1 protein-coding gene is annotated in these 1,363 nt (G+C 65.7%); it reads right to left on the bottom strand.

The window, feature by feature from the left end; translation table 11 throughout:
* On the bottom strand, positions 1–1,363 hold a 1,363-nt coding region (dnaE, locus tag ACYVO6_RS22725), incomplete at both ends, for a DNA polymerase III subunit alpha (protein ID WP_461063895.1).

Here is a 1,363-nt window from a genome sequence, read left to right as displayed (position 1 = left end):
GCGCGGCCATGTACTCGGCCGGGTAGTTCGCCTTGAGATACGCCGTCCAGTACGACACCAGCCCGTACGCGGCGGAGTGGGCCTTGTTGAAGGCGTAGCCGGCGAAGGGGACCAGCACGTCCCACAGGGCCTGGATCGCCTCGTCGCTGTAGCCGTTCTTCCGGGCGCCCGCCTGGAAGAGGACGAAGTTCTTCGCCAACTCGTCGGGCTTCTTCTTGCCCATCACCCGGCGCAGGATGTCGGCCTCGCCCAGCGAGTACCCGGCGATGATCTGAGCGGCCTTCTGCACCTGCTCCTGGTAGACGATCAGGCCGTAGGTGACCGCCAGGACCTCCTCGAGCGGCTCCTCCAGCTCCTTGTGGATCGGCGTGATCTCCTGGCGGCCGTTCTTGCGCTCCGCGTAGTTGATGTGCGAGTTCATGCCCATCGGGCCCGGCCGGTAGAGGGCCGAGACGGCGGAGATGTCCTCGAAGTTGTCGGGCTGCATCTGGCGGAGCAGCGAGCGCATCGGGCCGCCGTCGAACTGGAAGACGCCGAGGGTGTCACCGCGGCAGAGCAGTTCGAAGGTCTTGGGGTCGTCCAGCGAAAGGGAGAGCATCTCGAGGTCGATGCCCTTGTTGGCCTTCACCATCTTGATGGCGTCGTCCATGATCGTGAGGTTGCGCAGGCCCAGGAAGTCCATCTTCAGCAGGCCGAGCGACTCGCACTGCGGGTAGTCCCACTGCGTGATGGTCACGCCGTCGGTGTGCCGCACCCAGACCGGGGCGTGGTCGACGATGGGCTCGCTGGACATGATCACGCCGGCCGCGTGCACGCCCATCTGCCGGACCAGGCCCTCCACACCCTTGGCGGTGTCGATGACCTTCTTCACGTCCGGCTCGTTCTCGTACATCGACCGGATCTCGCCCGCCTCGCTGTAGCGCGGGTGCGAGGAATCGGTGATGCCGTTCAGGTCGATGCCCTTGCCGAGCACGTCGGCGGGCATCGCCTTGGTGAGCCGGTCGCCCATCGCGTACGGGTAGCCCAGCACGCGCGCGGAGTCCTTGATCGCGTTCTTCGCCTTGATCTTGCCGTACGTGCCGATCATGGCGACCTTGTCGGCGCCGTACTTCTCCGTCACATACCTGATCACCTCCACGCGCCGACGCTCGTCGAAGTCGATGTCGACATCCGGCATCGAGACACGCTCCGGGTTCAGGAACCGCTCAAAGATCAGACCGTGCGGGATCGGGTCGAGGTCGGTGATGCCCATGGCGTACGCCACGATCGAGCCGGCCGCGGAGCCACGGCCCGGGCCGACCGCGATGCCCTGCTTCTTGGCCCACATGATGAAGTCGGCGACCACCAGGAAGTACCCCGGGAA

The organism is Streptomyces pseudoechinosporeus, from assembly GCF_054783935.1.
Note: the sequence above shows the minus strand (reverse complement) of the source record. Positions and strands in the feature narration are given on the sequence as shown.